The sequence below is a fragment of the Alteromonas lipotrueiana genome (assembly GCF_019249245.1).
Taxonomy (GTDB): Bacteria; Pseudomonadota; Gammaproteobacteria; order Enterobacterales; family Alteromonadaceae; genus Alteromonas; species Alteromonas lipotrueiana.
In genome coordinates, this window is record NZ_JAESDK010000006.1 from 1 (window position 1) to 18,449 (window position 18,449).

Consider the following 18,449-nt stretch of genomic DNA (forward strand, 5'->3'; position numbering starts at 1 on the left):
CAACCTGCTGTAGTCTTCAAGCAGTTACGAGACGCGGCTTAATTTAGCGAGTGGTGCACTTCGGGGTTGAATTCGCGTTAAGTAAGAAGTAATGTCGTAGGGTTTTGCGGGGTTTTCGCTCTATTAATATCGAAAGGCATGTCATGAAACTAGGTGCGGTACTACTATTAAAGAAGTCTGGAAGCTACAAAGATAACGATCTTGATAGAGGTCATATTCTTTTTAAAACACTTAAAAAGTTTACGAAAGGTAATTTATTCGAAGAGTTTGCTATTATTGTCCCTGATAATGAAGTGGGAGAAATTAAAGAGTCATATTTCGGATGGATAGATCATTTCAATATTCGCGTCCTGGGAGAAGGCGAAATTGCACCTCAACTCAATAATTATCGTAATATGAGAGGGTGGAGGAAACAGCAGATATTGAAGCTTGCAATAGCTAATCATTTTACATGCGATTATTATATAACATTTGACGCTGATATAATTTGTTTGAAGGATATTTCAAAAGATGATCTTTTACCGGGCGGAAAAGCGATTTTGCAACTTGAAAAATGCTCTTTGCATCCAAAGTGGTGGAAGTCTTCTAGCAGGATTATTGATGCAAGACATATAGTTATTGGAATGAAAGACGCTATATCTGTTACTCCGGCGATACTCTCACGGCATGTTGTTCTTCTTACTCAAACTGAAATTGAAAAGTCTAACAATACCTCAGATTGGGTAGATTGGTTGTGCAACCTTCATTTACCAAAACACCCTAAAAACTGGTGCCTTAAAAGATTTTTAATGTTGAAATGGACAGAATATTCTTTGTATTATCTTACATTACTCAAGTATGATCTTTTTGATAAATATCACGTTTTGTGTAGCACAGAGGAAGTACCCCAAAGGCTGCTCGTCCACGACGCGCACCCATTTGAAAAATGGGCGCCCTCTATAAACTTTAACCAAAGCTGCCCTGGACTCTTTTGTGTAGTTGGTAGTAAGTCATTTATTAGTCCCGATTCTGTATGGGACAAAATTCAACCGTTTGTTTAAGCTCAAGTGCAGATAATAGTTGCAGTGGTGATAATACCGTTGAAAACACATAAAGAACTATAGTAAGTGGTTGAATTTATGAGTGGGTAGTGACCGTTACTTTTAATAAAACAACTTTAGTCCATGAAGTTGCACGTAATCAAGTCCGACTTTTTTGGTTACAAAGACATCTAAGCTCAAGTTGCTAAGAGTATTCAGTACTTTTTACTTAAGGCTAAGGGCAGATACAACAAGGAAAAGTGGCCACGAGCCTTTCCGAATATATTGCCGCAGTAACCCCTTGAAATTTTCAACCAAGCCACGCTACCAAGGTAAATACGAATTAGCGGAATAGATATCCGTTTTAGTTTTTATCTGCGAACAGCTCACGAGCGCGGAACTCAGCCCCGTAGTCCCTGGTAATTGCGTGTACATTGAAACGTTAGAGCCAGAACATGTCATCCAATACGTGATTTACGTCAGCAGCTTCAAAGTCTCCAGACAGCTCAAACCTTCATGTAAGTAGAGCTCGAACTGGTATCGCTGCCCTTCGAACAGTTGTTTGTGATCATGGTAATACTTTTGCTTTTTGGCGACTACAGAGTACCGGTAACAGACAGCGGCTCTCTTCTGACCGTTTATTAACCAGGAGCATCGCGCTAATTGCCTGAAGTCGAAGAGCACTGGTGAGCTATTCAACCGCTTTCCATTTATTTAATTAATCTGGATACACTGTATAAAACTACCTTCTAACTCAATTACAAGGTGACAAAAACTGGCTCCTGGCCGCTTTTTTTGGTGTAAAGTAATCCGGATAAGTTATGTATATCTATATATAGGTATAGTTTGGCGTGTGCTTACGTTTTATACAAGCATAACGCGTTGCTTTCCTTATACTTTTAGATGCCGTGAGCTTATGCCTGAACCTTTGCAATTAACGCCTGATATGCTGCTTTCCAGCGGCTCAAACCGCCAATGCTATTATCATCCCTACAATGATAACTTGTGCGTAAAAGTACTGCATAATGACAGTCCCGCTAAAACACAGACCCGCGAAATCAACTATTTCCGATTATTAAAGCGGCGTAAGATCTCCTCTCCCATGGTGGCTGATTTAGTTGAGGTTGTGCCGACAAACCGTGGTACCGGTGTGGTATTTGAGTTAGTACGTGACATAGATGGTCAGGTGGCGAAAACGGTAGGACATTATTTAAGAAAAGAGGATACGTTTTTTAACCGGATAGTCGTCGACAAATTAGATGAGTTGATTAAGCATCTGTTACAAAAAAATATTATTTTCCGCGATCTTATCACTGAAAATGTGATGCTCCGCCGAACGGGTACAAACAAATATACTCCAGTAGTGGTAGATGGTATCGGACACAACGATTTTATTCCATTGTGCGATTACATTACCGCACTGGGACAACGTAAGAATTTACGTAAATGGAACCGTGAAAAGTATAATTGGTTCAACGACTACAGTGTGCGCGATGAAATTATCAAGATTCCAAAACCTGCTCGAGACTCAGGCCCGAACACTAAAGCGTTTATTGTTACGTGAATAACACTTTTATTGGGTAGTAACGGCGTAAAGCTTACTATCGTGCACGTCTAACACATTACAAAAGTTTCTTTCTACACGCTAGGTATCAGTCTCTTAGCCCCGGCAAAAAGCCCGCAGTTCGCGGTACATGAGCCACTGCCGTTGTATTTTTGGTCAAAAAATTGTGGTTCAATCTACAATCTGCCGTTTATTGAGAGTCAGGTAAATCTGATAGCAAAACTTTAAATTTTCCAAGACTAGTCGTCACGGGTAAGCACTTCAAGTAACTCAATTTCAAATGAAAGGTTGCTATTTGCCGGTATTTTATTGCCAATCTGACGCTCACCGTAAGCCAGAGGGGCAGGTACCCAAAGTTTGCGTTTGCCTCCGACCTTCATCCCTATCATGCCCAAATACCAACCTTGAATCAGTTTGTTTTTAGACAATACGGTTTGAAAAGCGTGCCCTTTGGTATAAGAAGAGTCAAACTCGCTCCCATCGTCTAAAGTACCGCGATAATGTACTGTGATAAGCGCGCCTTTCTCGGCAGCCTTACCGGTGCCCTCGATAATGTCGTCTATTTGTATCTCTGAATCCATCACTCGGTATTTACCTGCGTTTAAAACACGATTGAACAGTAAGTTTAGCCTGAAGCGTTCATATGTGACCAGCGTTTCGGCTACGTAAAGTGATGCATGGGGAAGGGGTCGTTCTACCCTGAGTAAAACTAAAAGGTTAATTTATTGATGTCATCATCCTGTAATTTACTTATTTTTAATTATAAAGTATTAATTTTTAATACATTTCTGTGTTTAATTATCCAATAGCATGTTTATCATCTACGATAGGCAACATCACCCGAACACGGGTCAAACTTTTACCGATCTTCAAGGAATGAAATGAAAAAAATACTTTTAATACTTGCGTTAGGATTAACCGCTGACAAAGCGATGGCTGTAGCCCCAGTCTGGGATTATGTGCAGTTGAGTTATATTCAGACCGACGCAGACGATGACCTGGGTGATATTGAGCCCAAAGGCCCCATGCTTTTTGTCTCAAAAGCGCTCACCGATAATATTTTCTTAGCGGGCTCGTATATTCGCTTAAGCGACAACGTGGCAGGTATAGATGTAGACATTGATCAGATTACCGCCGGGCTTGGTTACAACTATAACCTTACCCATACTACCGATGTGTTTGCTGCATTAAGTTACGAGGAGATAGACGTAAGTGCACGCTTTGGGAACAACAAGGCCAGCACTGATAATAATGGCTACGGCCTTACTGTCGGGGTAAGAGCAATGGTGCTGCCGCAGCTAGAGGCCAAAGCGGCAATACGCTATGTTGATATTGATACAGACAGCACCACCACATTAGGCTTAGCTGCAGATTATTTATTTACGCCTCAGTTAGCGCTTGGCGTGAACTATGACATTGCTGAAAATAGCAACCTCATCGGTGTTAACGGCCGCTATAACTTTTAATAAGTCCATCATGTCAGCCCACTTTCACACCCCTTACCGGGCTGACTTATTTAAACCTGACGCACACCCTGGTGCCAGTGGCCGGTAAGCTGCAGGTTATCATCCAGGCACACAAAATTGGCGTAGCTGTTTTCGTTCAGCTGCCCAATATCGGTCAGTCGTAAAAATCGGGCGGGGGTATGGGTTGCCATCATCAGCGCCTGTTCAGGCGTTACATTTGCCAGTGAAGCTGCATTTTTTACCGCGATGTCCATGGTTAGCACCGAACCGGCTAGCGTTCCGTCACTGAGTTTTAACGTACCCTCTTGTTTTTGTACTTTTTTACCTTGGTAAAAAAAGTGGTCAGAGTCGCTGGCGGCGGGCCCCATTGCGTCAGTGACCAACATCATTTTTTGGGCGGTTTTTTGTGCAATAGCAAGACTGGCACTAATTGGATGCACATGCGCAAAGTCCATAATCAATCCACAATACACCGTGTCATGGTAAAGCGATGCGCCTACTACACCGGGTTCTCGGCTAGTAAATGCGGACATTGCATTAAATAAATGTGTAGCCCCCGTCGCTCCGGCAGCGAAGGCTTGTCGACATTGTTCGAAAGTGGCGTTGGTATGACCTACGCTCACAATGACATTATGAGCAACTAGTGTACTGATTTGCTCTGGTGTTACCATTTCTGGCGCAATAGTTAATAACACCCGGCCAAGATCGCCCCGACAGAAAATGGCCATTTCATTGTCACCCAGCGCCCGCAAATGCCTGGCACTGTGCATCCCTTTTTTGGCATCACTTAAATGTGGTCCCTCAAAGTGAATACCAACAAATCGTGAAGGAGCGTGATGATGCGCCTTGGCCTGGGCGTTGGCGGCCTGTTGCATTACTTCAATATCGTCGGTGATGACCGTGGGTAACAAGCTGCTGGTACCATGACGGGCATGTGCTGTAGCCATTTGTTGTAAACACCCAAAGGTAGGCTGGTCGTTAAACTGTACCCCGCCCCCGCCATTAACCTGGGTATCGATAAAACCAGGACAAACCAGGCCGGCTAATACCGTGGTATCGGCGGCATCGCTGTTTGGTAAAAACGCACTAATGCGCCCCTCATTCACTGAAAAACGCACATTGTGATGCATGGTGGTGCCATCGAACAACAAAGGGCAAAAAAAGTCAGTCATAAAAACTCTTCAGTTAAAAATAAAACGCGTTTAACGCGCCGCCAGCAAAAGGGCCCCGGTTACCGGTTCAGCGTGAACGGGTACCAGCACGTTTACTACGTCGGGGTTGAGCCAGGGGATCCAGCTGTCGGCCAGCCCGCCGATTAGCGCGAAGCGTAATGCAGTCCCAGACACGAGTTGTCGCGCCAGGTGCTCAATATAAGCCGCGCCTTCAAGAATAATTGAGCGACTAAAAGAGCAGTGCGCAGCGTGTGCAAAAATTAAAGGGGCGAGTTGAGCGTAATCGGCCGGCCGATATTTTAACGTAAGGGCGACAAGTTCTTCTGCGGTTGCTACTTGTAGATAAGCGCATATTCCCCGCGCCAGATCATTGCCTGGATGTACTTTGTCAAAGGTTTCAAGGGTAAGGCTTAATGCTCGCCAGCCTAACCAGGCGCCCGATGCCTTATCTCCCAACGGAAAACCATGCCCGCCCAGCATTTTTGTCTGTTGATTATGTGACAAAAATGCAGAGCTGCCCGTACCGGTGATCATTATGGCGCCATCGTGTCCGTTATGGGCGGCCAGGCAGGCAATATGCAAATCGCTGGTAACAGTGCACCGGGCAAAGGGTAACGGCCAACATTCTGCTATACGATGATATTTTGGTATGTTAACCCCGGCTAACCCCAGCACCGCCGAAGTCGATTGCCAGATTTTTTCGGTAAGGCCCGCTTGTTTGCATAACATGTCGCAGGCTAGCAGAATCTGGTCTAACGCCCCGGCCGCATCCTGGGCCGGATTAGCCGGGCCGGTGCGGCATTCTGCCAATACTTCACCCTGTACGTTTTGTAGTTTCGCATGGCATTTAGTGCCTCCGCCGTCAATGCCAAGTAAAAAGGTGTCTTTGGTCACAGTTGTGCAAACTTCCGGTCATCGTCGTTAGGTACGATCAAAACACAATCATAGCAAATATAACAATATTACCGAGCTTGCCAGATCACTTTGTTGTGGACTGGGAGCGGTTGAACATTTTATCCCGGTAGGTCAGATTACGGCTACCGGCCCTTCCATAGCTCAGCAAATTACGGTGCGATGTATAGGTTCAGTTTAATAGTACCCGCCGCTCATTGCCGCGGGTGCGCCTGTGATTAACTACAGCAGCTGTCTGATACATTTTGGTTGTTCAGACGCGTGCTTAACTTTTGCCAGGCAATTCGCAGCATAAGTGCTGCAAGCAGCACGGCGCACGCGGCGTAAATGATTTCGGTAGCGCCACTGTGAAGCTCACCACTGCCAGCGGTCACAATAAACTTTTGCCAGCCAAATGTGCTTACGGCCCAGTTCAGCAGGTAACCTAAACCAATAGCGGCCGAGGTGACACTAAACACATACAACACCAAAGAGCGGCGTCCCAGCTCTTTTAAAATCATACCCATGGTCGAGATATTGGTGGCCGGACCGGCCAATAAAAACACCAGTACCGCACCTGGAGATAACCCTGCCGCCAAAAAGCCTACGGCAATAGGTGTAGAGGCGGTGGCGCAGATGTACATAGGTATTCCGATAAACGCCATTACCATCATTGCTAATAATCCGTCGCCCCATTGGGTTAAAAAGTCGGTAGGGACCCAGGTTTGAATGGCGGCGGCGAGCGCCAGACCAATCATCAACCATACCGCAATATCTTCCAGCAATTGCCCGGTGGCAAAACGCCACATCGCGCTCACTTTGTTCGGCTGAGAGTCTTTTTTTACGGTAGCTTTACCTGAGCAACTGCTGTGTTCTACCTTTGCAGGGGCGGTTTCAGGCTTTTTACTGCTACAGCAGCTACTAGCAGGCGTTGGCTCGGTTTGTTTGCTACTGCAACAGTCCGAAGCAATCGCAGACTCTGCAGTGTGTTGATTATTAGCAGCAGTTGCAGAACTGCTGACCGCCGAGCTTACTGGTGCTTCGGCTTGCTTATCGTCAGCACGGGCAAATAACTTCACCATAATGCCAGCATACAGTGCACTGAATATCGCAGCTGCCGGACGTACTATTGCAAACAAAGGTCCTAGCAAGGCATAAGACACCGACACCGAGTCTACGCCGGTTTCGGGTGTAGAAACCAGAAACGACACGGTGGCCGGTTTTGACGCGCCACTTCGGCGCAGGCCTACAGCGGCCGGAATTACCCCGCATGAACACAAAGGTAAAGGAGCACCTATCACCGCCGCTTTGCTAATTGATGCAATACTGCTACTGCCCATATGGCGTTGTAGCACACTAATAGGCACCAGTTCATGCATTATGGCAGCAACCGCTAGTCCCAGCAGCAGCCATGGCGCCGACTCTACAAATAAAGCAATAAAATTTTGAGCTAACAGCAATATGTCATTCATAGTAAATTGTCCGACTCCAGCAACTGCAAAATAGAACAATGCTGAGCACTTGATGTACCTCCACCACAGACCCGATGCAACTTCACCAAAGAGCGACGAATACGTTCCAGCTCAGCAATTTTTTGGCTGACTTTATCAATTTTAATCTGGGTTTTTTGTTTAACTTCCTGGCAGGTGTGTTCCTCAGGATGCAGTTTTAGCTCAAGTAATTCGCCAATTTCATCCAATGTGAACCCAACCTGTTTGGCACGTACAATGAACAAAAGCCTGGTCAAATCCTCTTCAATAAATAACCGATAGCCTGTGGATGAGCGCCGCGATGCGCGCAACAGATCTTTATTTTCATAAAAGCGAATCGTGTCTACAGACACTTTCGCCCGTGTGGCTAATTCGCCAATTTTTAAAAGTGAGGGTGTTTTCATATTGCTGAGTATAAACCCTGGACCTGGCTCCAGAGTCAAGCAAAATACGCCAATTAATAAAATTGTCAAAACGCGATACGCCGGCCCCTAAGATCCGGCGTATCGTGTATTGTGGTATCCGCTGATGCCGATACGGTTGGTTTGTATCAGCGTAATGGGATTAACCCAGCAGAAAGTTAACCTGCAAAAATTGCGATGCCGAAGGGGGCCAATGTCACCGCATTGTTGTTAACTTTCATCTCCTGTGTTGCCAAACCTTCTTGCCACGCAAATAAGCACCGCGGGCTGTCGGGTAGTCCATTTAGCACATATTCTGATAAATGCTGACCAGAAAGGTTGAGATATACCCATACCGGTTTGTCATTCACTTCGTTAAAGCGCCGATAGCCAATAACTTTGTTGTCATTGTCCGTATGTACGATATCAGTAAAACCACCGGTTAAACCCGCACTATCGCCCTGGTTATTAGTACGTAAATGAATTAACTCTCTATACGCCTGAAGGTACTCGCCAAACTGCTCACGGCGTCCCCAGTCAATATCATCGCCGTCGGTAAAGTAACCTGGTTGCTTAAATTCTTGTCCCTGAAACAGCATCGGTAGGCCACAGCTGGTTAATACCAGAGCGCCGGCTAAAATACCCTTATTGCGTGCAAAGTAATCAGTATCAACCTCGCCTGGTGCAACTTCTTCTACTATTCGGGCTTGTCCGTTTGCTACCTCGTCATGCGACTCTGTATAAATAACCCGGGCATAGGGACGCTGACTGTACTGGTGTGTTATAGCCTCGACCAGTGTTTGTACCTGAACGTGCTCATCGTTGCTGCTCAACAGCAGATTACGCACCGGATGCACAAAAGCGGCATCCCATTGCGAGGTATAGCCACAGCCCCCATCATCAGCGTAATCGGTAATGAAGTGGTGCTGGTGCAAGTCTTCAGCAACCGTGATTTTGTTATCATAGTTCTGCGCAATAGCCTGGTTGATTTGCTGGATCAGACTGTAGGCATCATCAATATTATCGCTGCCGTCATCGGCCCCTGAAACGCTGCGCATAAACGGCACCATATCCATACGAAGACCATCAACGCGATACTCTGAGAGCCACATCATCGCATTGTCAGTTAAGTAGGTGCGCACCTCCTGGCGGCCATAGTCAGGACGGGTATCACCCCAGGGGGTGTCACTGCGTTCATCGTTATAAAAATAGATGCCGCCTTTGTCATTTTCTTGCCAACCATCAAATTGCCATAAATCAAGATCATCGGGGCCAAAGTGGTTGTAAACCACATCCATGATTACCGCTATACCGCGGGCATGTGCCGCATCGACAAAACGCTTCAAACCTTGGGGCCCGCCATAAGCCTGCTCAACGGCAAACGGATGAGCGGGGTTATAGCCCCAGCTTAAATCTCCGGCAAATTCGTTAACCGGCATAAGCTCTACTGTATTGATTCCCAGTTCAGCCAAATCGTCCAACCGCGATATAGCGCTATCAAATGTTCCTACCGAATCCTCGGTCTTACCGAACGTACCAATATGCAATTCATAGATAACTTGTTCATGCAGCGGGGCCGGGGTAAAGTCAGTCGTTTCCCAGGTATAGTCATCGGCAAAAATAAGGCTGTGTCCGGCACTATTGGTAAGATTTCGGGCCCGTGGGTCGTTCTTTGACAGCTTTTGCTCATCGGCAGTAGTAATTAAAAATTTATAGCCTTGCCCATTTTCAGCGTCAGCACATTCACACCACCATACGCCTCCATCTGCTGAGGACATGGGCATTGAGCTTTCATCCCACTGATTAAAGTCCCCAATCAAATGGACCGCAGTCGCATTTGGAGCCCAAACGGCAAATTGATAGCCTTTGTCTAAAGGCGTAACCCCAAGATTATTGTTGTAAGATGACATGCGCAGAATTCTCCATTAAAAGCCGGCAATCGGCTGATCTCTGAAAGCAAGCGCAATGCCAGTTAAATATGCTCAAATATCAACGCACAGACCTTGATGAGTAATTAATGGTCTATGCATATATTACTCATAAGTTACTGGATTGGGGGAATAATTACCGATTGTATCGGGTGTGGTAAAACCGGTTAAGTCTGGTTTACGACGACGTATTATCTGTTGAGCCGCCGTTTTTAAAACATTTTTGCGAAGACAAAGAAAAGTAACGTTGGCAGTCTGGACTTAGCAAAAGTGGGCGAGTGGGTGTTCATAGTGTACTTTGCTCTTGTCCCTAAGTGCGTGTAATGGCAGTGACCATGCTGATAGCTCTATGTCAGTACAACAAATCCAATTTATTTCATTTCGCTGACGGGTCGCTGGTGAGGGATGATTTACTAGCCGGAAGCGTAAAATAAAAGGCGCTTCCCTTGCCAGGCCCACTTTCGACCCAAATCTTTCCATTTTGTGCTTCCACTAAGCCTTTAACAATACTTAAACCCAGCCCCATCCCGGCTTTTTGCATGGTTCCTGTTTGTCTGAACCGGTCAAAAATATAGGGAAGCTGCTCAGCAGCAATGCCCTGGCCTGTGTCAGTAACCACGATACAAAGGTCATCTTCTTTGTGTGTCGCCCCGACGTAAATCTGGCCACCTGGTGAGGTAAATTTGATGGCGTTACCGATAAGGTTTGACAGTATTTGTAAAAACCGTGAACGGTCGCACATAACATTTAAATCGGTGGGGAAATTATAGAAAAGTGTTAATTCTGCTTTTGCAGCTATTGGAACCATTTGCTCTTCGCTTTCGAGCAAAACATCGGTCAGGCTAGTAGCGGTTATCTCAACAGTAAGTTGCCCTGCCTGAAGACTTCCCAAGTCAAAAAGGTCACGAATAAGCCGGTCCATCGTTTTTACTGACCGGGCGATAGTATTGATAAGACGCGCTTGTTGCTCATTGGTCTCGCTACCGGGCGTACTTTGCAGCAGGTCTGTACTTAACGAAATGGTATTTAACGGATTACGCAAATCGTGCGACACAACATTGAGCATGGCATCCCGGGCGTGAACGGCGTTTTCGGCCACAGATCGAGCTTCGCGTTCTTTTTCTTCGGAAATCTGTAACTCAGCCTGCTGCTCTTTTAGCTTTTGAAGTGCCAGCATAAGCTCACCATTTTGCTGACGAATGATATCTACCTGATTAGGGGGGCTTACCTTTTGCAGCTCGCCTATAATCTTTTGTATCTCTTCTTGAGTAACCAGTTTGTCTGAATTAAGGTGGCAATCCAGCAAAACCTTAATGGTATCGGCGCTGTCTGAAACAGTGAACCTATCAACTAATCGGCCGCAACCACTAAAGTAGTTTTTAGAAGAGGGAGTGTTGGCGTCATGTTGTAACTTCTTCACCTCTGCGCCTTCGCCGCACACTGCTACCCGTATACAGGCTGGATGGTCAGTGGTAATAGTAAAAGTCGCCATTCCTTCAGTTGTATGCATAAACACAGTGCGGCCGACTTCAGAAATTGCAGTGGCGAAACGCGTTTGCTTTAATCCTTCGATGCCCAGAAGCTTACAAATATGCGAGGCACGTTGGCGTAAGAATACAACATCGGCTTCTTTCATTACTCTTACTTCGGTTAGTACTACATCCATAGTATCTTCAACAAAAATCCAAAGGTTTGTACACAAGAACACCGACATCATCTTGTCGATGGGCAAAATCACGATATAAAACAGCGGCAATAAGAGAGGGCGATTTCATAGTAATCCCCGGATAGTCGGATAATTCCCAGCCAGACTTCAGACCATCGGTATGTAAAATAAGAATATTCTGGGGTGAAAATGGGTAGGTATATTCGCGTAGCGTATGCACCGACTCACCCAGCGTACCATTGTGGGATACTAAGCCTCTGACTTTATTGTTGCCTTCCCAGACGGTTCCTGAAAGGTTGCCCACACCGCAAAAAGAAAGATAGCCGGCGGCTAAATCAATTTCTGCGATAGCGGCTACGCCGCCTCGAAGCTCATTAACGCAGTGGTGGGCATGTATTAACGAGTTTTTTAATGAAGAGGTCACCGAATTAAGATTACAAATAATTTGCTCAGCGGAAAGCGCTGCAATATCACCGTGTCCTAAACCATCTACCATCGTTAAACGAAGTATATTTGTTGCCCACTGTGCAAAGTCCCAGGCATCGCCACACGCGATTTCACCTGGTTTTGCTACATTAATACCATTAACCGCTGATGCTTTAGGTAAGGAAGAAATATGGTTACAAAATTCTGCATGAATTATACAGCCTTTGTCAGGCATAGAGTAGACATCGAAAGAGTTAGAAAGCCTTGCTATGGCGCCTAATCCTACTCCCCGTGAGTCTCCGGTTGAAAAGCCATCTTGCAGACATTTGGCCACGTTATGCATGCCGGGGCCTTTATCTATAGCAAAAAACACCACATGAGTGTCGTCGCTATCGGCCCAGGCACTAATAAGAATTTCACCGGTGCCCGCATGCTGAAGAATATTTGTGCAAGCTTCAGTAATCGCTATAGACAGACGACCCGACGCAGTGCAGGTCATGGCCACAGATTCACCCATCGCAACAGCGGTTCGTCTGGCAAAACCGACTGAGGAGTCGTCTGACACCAGTATAGTTTTATAGGTATTCAATATTATTCGTCCAGCCAACTGATAGCGATAATACGCACACCCCGCGGTGTAACTGGAATTACTGTAAACTCATTTACCAATCGCTTTGCGCCACTTAAGCCCAGGCCCATACCATCTTTTGAGGTATACCCGTCGGTCAGAGCAAGGTCAAGATCTGGGATGCCCGGACCGGCATCTTCAAAATCCAGGCGTATACCTTTGGCCTTGTCCTTTACAACGATAACAGCCCGCATGTGGCCGCCTTTACCGTGAATAAGTGTGTTTCGGCCTAATTCGACTGCAGCAGTCATAAGCCTGGTCATATCCAATACACCGAAGCCCACAGACGAAGCCAGTTGCCGTACGCATTTTCGCACCAGCAGAAGGTCTTCTTCCATCTTAATAGGGACGTACTCAGAATTGAGCATCTGATGCTATTTATTTATTATTTTATTGAGCAATAGCATGCCTTTATCGATATTCAGCGCCGTACTTACACCTTCAAGCGTTACCCCCATCTCAACCAGAGTCATCGCCACCGGTGGGCGCATACCCACCAGCACCGTATGTGCATCTAATATCCGTGATGTTTGTGCAATATTTCCCACAATGCGTGCGATATAAGAGTCAACAATATCTAACGCAGAGATATCTATCAAAACTCCTTTTGCGTGGGTCTCACTTAGCCGGTGAGTAAGGTCTTCCTGAAGATTTGTTGCAAGTCGGTCATGCATATCAACTTGAATGGTAACAAGTAAGAGCGTTCCGACATGTAAGATAGGTATTCTTTCCAACTTACAGTCCTATTTATTGATTGGGTTTACTTCAAGACCTTGAAATTCGAACGCATATTTTATTGCAGCGGCCATGGTTGATTTAGTTACAACATCTCCCAATGACACACCCAGATGAACCATAGTCTGCGCAATTTGTGGTCGTATTCCTGATATAATGCAGCGTGCTCCCATGAGCTGCGCCGCGCTGACAGTGCGAATAAGATGTTGCGCCGTAAGCGTATCGACAACAGGCACGCCGGTAATATCAATAATAGTAATTTCAGACTGAGTAGAAGATAAGGTTTCCAGTAACGACTCCATCACAAGCTGCGTTCGTTTGGAGTCCAGCGTGCCAATAATAGGCAAGCCCAGTACGCCATCCCACAATTGCACTACAGGGCACGAGAGTTCAAACATCTCTTCTCGTTGGCGGGTGATAACTTCTTCTCGGGTCGCCAGATAGACCTCGGTGGTAAACAACCCTAGCGTGTCCAATACCAGCGAAATTTCCCAAAGCCGTTCTGTTACTTTTGCATCTGCCTGGCTTTGTTCTTTTATTAGGTGGAAAAGAGGACGCTTTAGTGAAAAAACAAATGTCGCTGTTTCAGAAGGCGTAAAACCCTGGTTTGTGCGGCGCTTGGCGATATCAGTTAACAGTGCAGCCATAGGAGCCCAGGCGTCGCTGGTCATATCCGGATGGTTTTTCTTTGAAAAACAATTCACAAACAGTGTAACGAAGGAAGAGCACTGCTCACGTAGCTCATCTTCCTGGACGAGATAAGATCGAAATCCATCGGAATGAAGCTGCGATTCTACCCATTTTTCGAGTAGTTGTTCCTGGTATTCGTCGAAAATAAGATGAAGTACTTGGTCTAATGGTTCAGGCATAACTTAATTCCGACATACTATTTAAAGTTTAAAATTATAAAGACAACGACTTAACAATACAAATTCAATAAATTACCCAAAAGTCTAATTGTAATCTGGCATTATTCGTTTCTGTTCGTCTGGCTATAACAAATTTTCTGGCATTTAATCTGCTAAATTGTACTGGCAGTATCCAGGGGCAAAATATATAAACCAGTAGACAAGATATCTTAAAAACCTGCTATTTAATACAGGTTAAATTTTATATTTGAAAGTGTATGAATTTTCTTACTTTTTGCAAATACATGGCCTATTGATGCACGGCTAAATATTCATGTTACTGGTAGTGCCTTAGGCGCTTTGCGACTGCAAGATTGCTGAAGCGTTGCAACATAGCCGGTAACATAGCCAGCCAAAATTTACCGTCTTCTTGCTGACCTGCAAAAATACACGCTATTATTGGCTAAACGCCAGGGTAGATGGGTATATTGTCGGTTGCCGGTCACTTTGTCTGAACGGGTTCGGGTTCATAGTAATAACGAGGTTCACATATCACTTCGAGTATTTACAGGATGTAAAAAATAACTTATTTATCCAATCTGGTGAGCGCTGTAATAATCAGGAAAACGCATGAAAATATTATTTGTTTGTACTCACAACCGGTGTCGCAGTATTTTAAGCGAAGCCATTTTTAATCAGCTAGGTAACAACAATATTGACGCTAAAAGTGCCGGCAGTCATCCTGCTGGTGAAGTGCACCCTGCTACATTGCAGCATTTACAGCAAGCTGGATACCCAACCGAAGGGTTAAAAAGTGAGTCGTGGAATGACTTTGAAGATTTTGCGCCTGATGTGGTAATTACCGTGTGTGATTCGGCCGCAGGTGAGGCGTGTCCGGTATATTTTGGCAAAACGTTAAAAGTACATTGGGGCCTGGCCGATCCATCAAAGATACAAGACAGTGAAGAAGCCCAGGCAAGAGCTTTTGAGGCCATAATAAGAGAGATTGAAGAACGGGCTAAAGCGTTAAACCGGTTTGCTACGATTAACCTGGAGGGTGATGCTCTGCGCGTAGTCCTAAATCGACTTGGCGCAAACTAACCAGCAGAATTTTTTATTGGACTTGTAGAGTGTTGCTTATGGGGGCGGGTAGTACTGTGTATTATTTGTGTCGTAGCCGGTAGTCTGGTTTTCGACGTTTTTGAAGTTATAGCCTTAGCAGAGATTACGCAGCTTAATCTGATGGTGGGTGCACTATTTGGTTTAGGCTAGCTCGTGGGAAGGATGGCTTTGAGAAGTGTGCCGGTAATACTGCCGCTGGTGTGTTCTGCTTAAACGCGTAAACCACCGCACAGCTTAGTGCGGTGGTTCCGACCTGATATTTCACCAGGACTATTTTTTCGCAGCGCCTTGCTTAGCTACGGCGTCTTGCATTTTTTTAATTGAATCTGCATCGCCTAAATAGTTTTTAGATATGGGCTTAAGGTTTTCATCCAGTTCGTAAACCAAAGGCACACCTGTGGGTATGTTCAGCTCAAGAACTTCTTCTTCGCTCATGCCGTCCAGGTATTTCACAAGAGCGCGTAAACTGTTCCCATGCGCAGCAATAATCACACGTTGCCCCTGTTGAATGCTGGGACGAATAACGTCATGCCAGTAAGGTAAAACACGCTCAATAGTGAGTTTTAAGCTTTCGCCTTTAGGTAAAATAGACGCGTCAATATTACTATAGCGCGTATCCTGGCCAGGAAAATGTTCGCTGCTTTCTTCAACCGCCGGAGGGGGTACATCAAAGCTACGACGCCAAATTTTTACCTGCTCGGCACCGTGCTTTTCTGCGGTTTCAGCTTTATCTAGTCCGGTAAGTGCTCCATAGTGACGCTCGTTTAACCGCCAATGACGCTGAACCGGTAAATAATGCTGCCCCATTTCTTCTAAGGTTAGATTTAACGTTTTAATAGCCCGCAATAATACCGAGGTATAGGCCAAATCAAATTCAAAGCCAGCCTCTTTTAATAGCTTCCCCGCGTTTTTAGCCTGAGCTACACCTGTATCGGTGAGGTCAACATCGTGCCAGCCTGTAAAGCGGTTTTCAAGGTTCCATTGGCTTTCACCATGGCGAATCAGTACCAGTTTATACATACAAAAGTTACCCTAAAGACAAGTTATACGAAAATACGAATGCCGTATTGGTCGCGGTGACCGATTTTGATCTATGAATTACATTATCATCCTTTATCGGCCTCATAAAATCCAGCGTATCGAAGATACAAATATAGCGGCATAATATTTTGCAGCTGGCATGCATTGTGCTTTATCTATCTTACAAGTAGGAAATTTATTTCCACTATCACAATTATTTCGATGTTTAGCCTGTAATGAGGTAGCGGTATGTGTTTTAAAACCAATGTTACTAAGACCAGAAAACGGCCCTCTCGGCCCCTGTTAAATGCTGCTACAGAGGATTTAGATTCTTCTGCTAAGCATTACCGCAATAAAGTCAGGGGAACTCGTACACCAGACTTACTGGGCAAACCAAAGCGTGTTGTTCATTAATAACACGCAATTATGGTATGCGTTGCAACAGTATAAAAGCACTACGTTTTACTTGTCGGTGCTTTAAAATTTCAATGTGAAATGGCCCAGCTTGCATAGCTTGGTGGGTCCTCTCGTACCTTATGTTGTATCACACTGTGCATAATCCCCACATTTCACATTAATCAAAATAGGTGGCAACCTCCGCTACCATCCGCATTCAAATTAATAGCAAGCAGAAACCCTGCCTATAGTAGGGGATAGATAAATTCGTCTATCGAGAGCTTTGCTACCTACCGTTATTGATAATCCTTGTGCTACACGCCAGGTCATCCCACTCAATGAGCGCTCTGAATCGTCAAAAATAGTAAACAGATATAGCGGCTGCAGGTTGTTCGGTCGGTTCACAAACTATTCTGCGATAGAATACGTAATCTTAACGATGTAAATGACAAAGGAGTTACTTACGCTATGTCAACGAAGTACCACTACTACGAGCCTGAAAGTGGTCACGGGCTGGCCCACGATCCGTTCAACGCTATTATCGCGCCGCGTCCTATTGGCTGGATATCCAGTAAAAGTAAGGAAGGGATTGTGAATCTTGCACCCTATAGCTTCTTTAATGCCTTTAATTACACGCCTCCCATTATTGGCTTTGCCAGTGTTGGCTACAAAGATACCGTGCAAAATATAGAAGAAACGGGTCAGTTTTGCTGGAATCTGGTCAGTGAACCGTTAATGGAAAAAATGAACACGACGAGCGCCATGGTCGATGCGGGTACCGATGAGTTTGGACTAAGCGGTTTAAGAAAAGGCGTCTCCAGAAAAGTGGATGTGCCTTTTGTTGCAGACAGCCCGGCGATAATGGAGTGTCGTAAAACTCAGATTATACGCTTGCAGAATAAGGAAGGTGAGCCTTGTAATAGTTGGATGGTATTTGGGGAAGTGGTGGCGGTACATTTACACCCCGATACCCTTAAAGAGGGCAGTTACCAAACGCTTGCTGGCCAGCCGGTATCGCGAGGAGGCGGCCCGGGCGACTATTTTACTATTAGTGAGACAGATAAAAAATTTATGTCACGGCCAGAATAAGGCAACCGATAAAATAGTAGGTAACCTGCACCAAAATAAACGGCGGCGCAGGTTAATTATTTGGCTTGATTTAAAGTGGTGGAGGTTGCCCGGGACGATATTTTCGCGGTTTGTGAATAGTACGCACTATATTTATGGCGCGTGTTGCCATTCGTACTTCGACTAAAAAGAGAATTAGTGCAAAAACCAAAAAGAACATGGCCGCCAAAAATAACAGCACGATAGGTAATTTTAGATCAATAATTAACAAAGAGCCGGCAAATAGCAGAGCAATAACCAGACAAATCATTAATCCTGAAGCTACACAAAAACCTATCGCCCAGTTAGTTGCACGCACTCGCTCCCACAGCAAAATAATTTCCTGTTTCGACCGTTCGACCAGCTCAGGATCGGCTAATGTCTGAATGCGGCGTTCAGCAACCCGGACACGATCGGAAATGCGCCCTAAACGTTCTGACATAACACCTAGAAAACCCGCTACGCCAGTCAGCAGAAAAACCGGAGCTATGGCAAATTCGATAAGTTGAGCAAGGCTGGGTATTAATGTATCCAAAGTTACACTCACGTTATTTACGGTTTTTGATAAAC

The 18,449-nt window shown here is 45.3% G+C and carries 18 protein-coding genes; 5 read left to right on the forward strand and 13 right to left on the reverse strand.

All coding sequences use genetic code 11. From position 1 onward, the window contains the following. Positions 1–143 precede the first annotated feature (143 nt). Positions 144–1,040, forward strand: coding sequence for a DUF6492 family protein (locus JK130_RS05660; protein WP_218353272.1), 897 nt, complete (start codon positions 144–146; stop codon positions 1,038–1,040). 895 nt (positions 1,041–1,935) lie between these two features. After that, on the forward strand, positions 1,936–2,583 hold the full coding sequence (locus JK130_RS05665; protein ID WP_218353273.1) for a YrbL family protein: 648 nt from the start codon (positions 1,936–1,938) through the stop codon (positions 2,581–2,583). A gap of 239 nt (positions 2,584–2,822) precedes the next feature. Here JK130_RS05665 and JK130_RS05670 read toward each other — a convergent pair whose 3' ends face one another. Then, positions 2,823–3,164: an FKBP-type peptidyl-prolyl cis-trans isomerase gene (locus tag JK130_RS05670; RefSeq protein WP_218353274.1), complete on the reverse strand. Its 342-nt coding sequence runs from the start codon at positions 3,162–3,164 to the stop codon at positions 2,823–2,825. Positions 3,165–3,464: 300 nt separating this feature from the next. On the opposite strand from JK130_RS05670, the gene JK130_RS05675 reads away from it, so the two are divergent. Continuing rightward, the gene (locus tag JK130_RS05675; RefSeq protein ID WP_218353276.1) at positions 3,465–4,049 is read left to right on the forward strand and encodes an outer membrane beta-barrel protein; all 585 of its coding nucleotides are present in this window, start codon (positions 3,465–3,467) and stop codon (positions 4,047–4,049) included. 50 nt (positions 4,050–4,099) lie between these two features. Here the strand turns inward: JK130_RS05675 and nagA are convergent, their stop codons facing one another. From nagA to JK130_RS05725, 10 genes are all read right to left on the reverse strand, one after another. After that, positions 4,100–5,221 carry an N-acetylglucosamine-6-phosphate deacetylase gene (gene nagA, locus JK130_RS05680; protein WP_218353277.1) on the reverse strand — a complete coding sequence of 374 codons (1,122 nt, stop codon included), beginning with the start codon at positions 5,219–5,221 and terminating at the stop codon, positions 4,100–4,102. Positions 5,222–5,251: 30 nt separating this feature from the next. Further along, positions 5,252–6,115, reverse strand: coding sequence for a glucosamine kinase nucleotide-binding domain-containing protein (locus JK130_RS05685; protein ID WP_218353278.1), 864 nt, complete (start codon positions 6,113–6,115; stop codon positions 5,252–5,254). 236 nt (positions 6,116–6,351) lie between these two features. Beyond that, the gene (locus JK130_RS05690; RefSeq protein WP_218353279.1) at positions 6,352–7,584 is read right to left on the reverse strand and encodes an SO_0444 family Cu/Zn efflux transporter; all 1,233 of its coding nucleotides are present in this window, start codon (positions 7,582–7,584) and stop codon (positions 6,352–6,354) included. Next, on the reverse strand, positions 7,581–8,006 hold the full coding sequence (zntR, locus tag JK130_RS05695) for a Zn(2+)-responsive transcriptional regulator (protein WP_218353280.1): 426 nt from the start codon (positions 8,004–8,006) through the stop codon (positions 7,581–7,583). The genes JK130_RS05690 and zntR overlap by 4 nt, the downstream gene beginning before the upstream one ends. A 176-nt stretch (positions 8,007–8,182) precedes the next feature. Continuing rightward, positions 8,183–9,913 (reverse strand): alpha-amylase family glycosyl hydrolase, encoded by a 1,731-nt coding sequence (locus JK130_RS05700; RefSeq protein WP_218353282.1) that lies wholly within the window; start codon positions 9,911–9,913, stop codon positions 8,183–8,185. A 394-nt stretch (positions 9,914–10,307) separates the two neighbouring features. Beyond that, a complete protein-coding gene (locus JK130_RS05705) occupies positions 10,308–11,597 on the reverse strand; it encodes an ATP-binding protein (protein ID WP_218353283.1) in 1,290 nt (429 codons plus the stop codon). Positions 11,598–11,604: 7 nt separating this feature from the next. After that, positions 11,605–12,612, reverse strand: a complete 1,008-nt coding sequence (locus JK130_RS05710; RefSeq protein ID WP_218353284.1) for an ATP-binding protein — start codon at positions 12,610–12,612, stop codon at positions 11,605–11,607. A 2-nt stretch (positions 12,613–12,614) separates the two neighbouring features. Continuing rightward, positions 12,615–13,019 (reverse strand): anti-sigma regulatory factor, encoded by a 405-nt coding sequence (locus JK130_RS05715; protein WP_218353285.1) that lies wholly within the window; start codon positions 13,017–13,019, stop codon positions 12,615–12,617. Between the two features lie 6 nt (positions 13,020–13,025). Then, on the reverse strand, positions 13,026–13,385 hold the full coding sequence (locus tag JK130_RS05720; protein ID WP_218353286.1) for an STAS domain-containing protein: 360 nt from the start codon (positions 13,383–13,385) through the stop codon (positions 13,026–13,028). Between the two features lie 9 nt (positions 13,386–13,394). Continuing rightward, a complete protein-coding gene (locus JK130_RS05725) occupies positions 13,395–14,255 on the reverse strand; it encodes an STAS domain-containing protein (protein WP_218353287.1) in 861 nt (286 codons plus the stop codon). Between the two features lie 609 nt (positions 14,256–14,864). On the opposite strand from JK130_RS05725, the gene JK130_RS05730 reads away from it, so the two are divergent. Then, on the forward strand, positions 14,865–15,335 hold the full coding sequence (locus tag JK130_RS05730) for an arsenate reductase ArsC (RefSeq protein ID WP_218353288.1): 471 nt from the start codon (positions 14,865–14,867) through the stop codon (positions 15,333–15,335). Between the two features lie 291 nt (positions 15,336–15,626). Here JK130_RS05730 and gpmA read toward each other — a convergent pair whose 3' ends face one another. Then, on the reverse strand, positions 15,627–16,376 hold the full coding sequence (gene gpmA / locus JK130_RS05735) for a 2,3-diphosphoglycerate-dependent phosphoglycerate mutase (RefSeq protein WP_218353290.1): 750 nt from the start codon (positions 16,374–16,376) through the stop codon (positions 15,627–15,629). 864 nt (positions 16,377–17,240) lie between these two features. On the opposite strand from gpmA, the gene JK130_RS05740 reads away from it, so the two are divergent. Next, positions 17,241–17,861, forward strand: coding sequence for a flavin reductase family protein (locus tag JK130_RS05740; RefSeq protein ID WP_218353291.1), 621 nt, complete (start codon positions 17,241–17,243; stop codon positions 17,859–17,861). Between the two features lie 70 nt (positions 17,862–17,931). On the opposite strand, the gene JK130_RS05745 is transcribed toward JK130_RS05740, so the two are convergent. Then, positions 17,932–18,426 carry a DUF2721 domain-containing protein gene (locus JK130_RS05745; RefSeq protein WP_343210982.1) on the reverse strand — a complete coding sequence of 165 codons (495 nt, stop codon included), beginning with the start codon at positions 18,424–18,426 and terminating at the stop codon, positions 17,932–17,934. Positions 18,427–18,449: the final 23 nt, after the last annotated feature.